At 67.2% G+C, this 2921-nt stretch carries 2 protein-coding genes; one reads left to right on the top strand and one right to left on the bottom strand.

Annotation, left to right across the window (positions count from 1 at the left end; all coding sequences use genetic code 11):
- The first annotated feature begins 16 nt into the window (after positions 1-16).
- Entirely contained in the window at positions 17-292 is a 276-nt protein-coding gene (locus EB084_22925) for a hypothetical protein (GenBank protein NDD31117.1), read from the top strand.
- Here the strand turns inward: EB084_22925 and EB084_22920 are convergent.
- On the bottom strand, positions 289-2253 hold the full coding sequence (locus EB084_22920) for an ATP-dependent helicase (GenBank protein NDD31116.1): 1965 nt from the start codon (positions 2251-2253) through the stop codon (positions 289-291). The genes EB084_22925 and EB084_22920 overlap by 4 nt on opposite strands.
- Between the last annotated feature and the right edge of the window lie 668 nt (positions 2254-2921).

Here is a 2921-nt window from a genome sequence, read left to right as displayed (position 1 = left end):
CCCCTCGGTCCGCAACGTGGGCAGCGCCGACGGTTCGCGCCAGTCGCGCGAGCAGCGCCTCATCGAGCAGCTGCTGGGCGACGTGCCCGACGACATCAAGAAGGTCTCCGGGGAGATGGTTACCAACCAGATCAAGGGCACGACGCCTGCCGCCTCGCTCGCGCGGGTGCACAACATCCCCGAGCCGGCTCACAAGGAGCTCGACGCTGCCCCCATGCTGAGCGAGCCGCTCGAGATCCACGATACCAAGAACCATCCGATGCCGCTCCACTTCGAGGAGGCGCCGCTCTAGTGCCTGCGTCGGCCTCTTGAGGGGCCTCGTGGCTCGTTGCGCCTTCCCCGTGAACTCGGGGTGGGCGTTTCTTCTTTTCGGGCGCTCGTGCCTGGCCCGCGTGTCACAGGCTCACCATTTGCCTCTGCCACGAATGGCGATGGGCGTCCTCGCTCCGTGAAGACGTACACCATTCGTCGGCCTCGGGTGAGCGCGACGTGGAAGACCCTCCGCTCCTCTTCCACATCACTGCAGAGCCGATGCGGCATCAATCCTTCGGTGGCGTGGTAGATCAGCACCACGTCCCACTCCATGCCCTTCACCCGATGAACCGTCGAGAGGGTCACCCCGCCGCGGTCTGGCGGGGTGCGCAGCTGCTCGCGCACCCATTCCTCGAACGTTGCGGGGGACGGGTGCAGCGCGGCCACCTGCTCGAGAGCGATGAGCTGGTCGACGTGGTTGCTGCCCGAGGCATCGGAGCGTGAGTGGTCAAGCGTGTCGAGATCTCTGCCGAGCCCCATCGAGCCGCGCAGCCGCTGCAGCAGCGCGAGCGTGGTGGCGCCCTGCGCCGCCAGCCTGCGCAGGCTCTGCAGGTCGAACACGAACTGCATCACCTCGTCGCCCTCCCAGTCGCGCAGCGATTTCGCGAGCACCTTCAGCTGCTGCTCGGTGAGCGTGTCGGTGTGAGAGACGCGCTCGATGGTGGCGCGATACATCTTGCGCGCGGGTCGTGACATGGCCTCGCCGAGAAGCTCGCCCGACATGCGCTCGGGACCGCTGGCCAGCGAGAGCCACGCCAAGGCGGCGCGCACGCCGCTGCGCTCGAGCAGTCCGCCATCGACCACGGTGTCACAGGGCACGCCAGCGGCGCGAAGCCCCATCTGCACGGGCATGAGGCTGTCGTTGACGCGTGACAGCACGGCGATGTTCTGGTGCCGATGCCCGTGCGCGAGGAGCATCTTCACCGTTTCGGTCATGCGATTGGCCATGTCGGCGCCATCGACGCTCACCACCGAGAGCCCACCATCGCTTGTGGGAGCGGCCCCTGTGATCTGCTTCGCAACCCGCTTCCGGTTCCTGGCGAGCAGGCGGCGGGCGGCGTCGACGATCTCGGTGTGACAGCGGTAGTTCGATTCGAGTGCGTGTGACGCGGCTCCCGGGAAGTAGCGGTCGTAGCGGATCAGGAAATCTGGCGTGGCGCCGAGATACCCGTAGATGACCTGATCGTCGTCGCCCACCCCAAACACCTGGTAGCCTGGCGATGCGGCGAGGCGGATGAGCAGCATGTAGGCGGGGGTGAGGTCCTGGAACTCGTCGACCAGCAGGTGCCTGCACTGGCGCTGCAAGCGCCGGCGTGTCTCCGGATGGGTCAGCAGCACCTCGATGGCGCCGTAGATCTGCTCATCGTGATCGCAGGCCCCCTCGCGTTTCAGGGCCTCTCGGTAGCGCGTGAAGAAATCGGAGAAACCCACGAGCGCCTCGCCTCGGTCGCGCTCCACGTCAGCGGGTGCCCGCAGGCCCAGACGCACCTCAGCCAGGGCTTCCACCCAGGCCGCCAGCGGGTCACGACCTTTCTGCGGCTCGATTCGCGCGAGACGCATGATGCGCTGACGCACATCGCGCTCGTTGAGCAGCTTCAGATCGCCTCGCGATCGCAAGACCTCCCAGCCGAGGGCGTGCAGGGTCTTGACGCGGGCGCCGAGACCGTTCACCCGCGCCTCGAGCTCGCTGGCCGCGCGCTTGTTGTAGGCGACGGCGGTGACGCAGTCGGCTTCGTATCCTCGGTCGACAAGCAGGTGATGCAGGCGCGCGGCCATCACCCGTGTCTTTCCCGAGCCCGCGGGGGCGATCACGCGGGCCGCTCCCGATGGGTGGAGCACGGCTCGGCGCTGATCATCGGCGAGGGCGGTGTCGGGGGCGGTCTCGTCAGACGGGTGGGTGAGGGTGAGACGCGAGAGCGCCAGCGATTCGCCGTGGACCACGGCGATGGGCAGCCCTCCCCGTGGACCGCCGTCGATCCAAACGTGCTGCCCGTCTGGGAGCTGGACGTCCGCCTGTTCGGAGGGGGAGGCACCCAGCCGCGCGCACGCATGCTGGGCGAGGCGCCACGTGGGCGAGCCTTCGGTGGCGTCGTAGCAGTTGGCCCAGATGAGGAAGGCGAGCCGCTCTCGCGCGAGCTCCGGTCTCCGGTTCTCGTACCATCTCAGGCTTCACCGAGAGCCGCACGACGACCCGACGCCGCTGGCTCCAGGCGCGGTGCAGCGCGGCCAGGGCGGTTGCCGGACGCTCAAGCGTGCGCGGGTCAACGGTCACGACCTCGCAGCCGACGAACGCAGGGGGGAGGGGCGCCTCGGGCGTCAGCACGATGCCGCGTCCCAGGCAGTCTGGACCCGGAAATGACATGGGGGGGAGGTACGCCACCGAGATGGGGATGCCTCTTTCGCGCGTGCCAGGGTGTGTCATCTGACACCTGGGGTGGTCGCAGTCGCCAGGCACGGGTTTTTGAGTATAAGCCCAAATGGGCTTCTACAGACGGGTATAAGCCCAAATGGGCTTCTACTCACGGGTATAAGCCCAAATGGGCTTCTACTCACGGGTATAAGCCCAAATGGGCTTCTACTCACGGGTATAAGCCCAAATGGGCTTCTAC

The organism is Pseudomonadota bacterium, from assembly GCA_010028905.1.
In the GTDB taxonomy this organism is placed as follows: domain Bacteria; phylum Vulcanimicrobiota; class Xenobia; order RGZZ01; family RGZZ01; genus RGZZ01.
The sequence above is the reverse complement of the archived record's forward strand: the minus strand, read 5'-3'. Positions and strand labels throughout refer to the sequence as shown.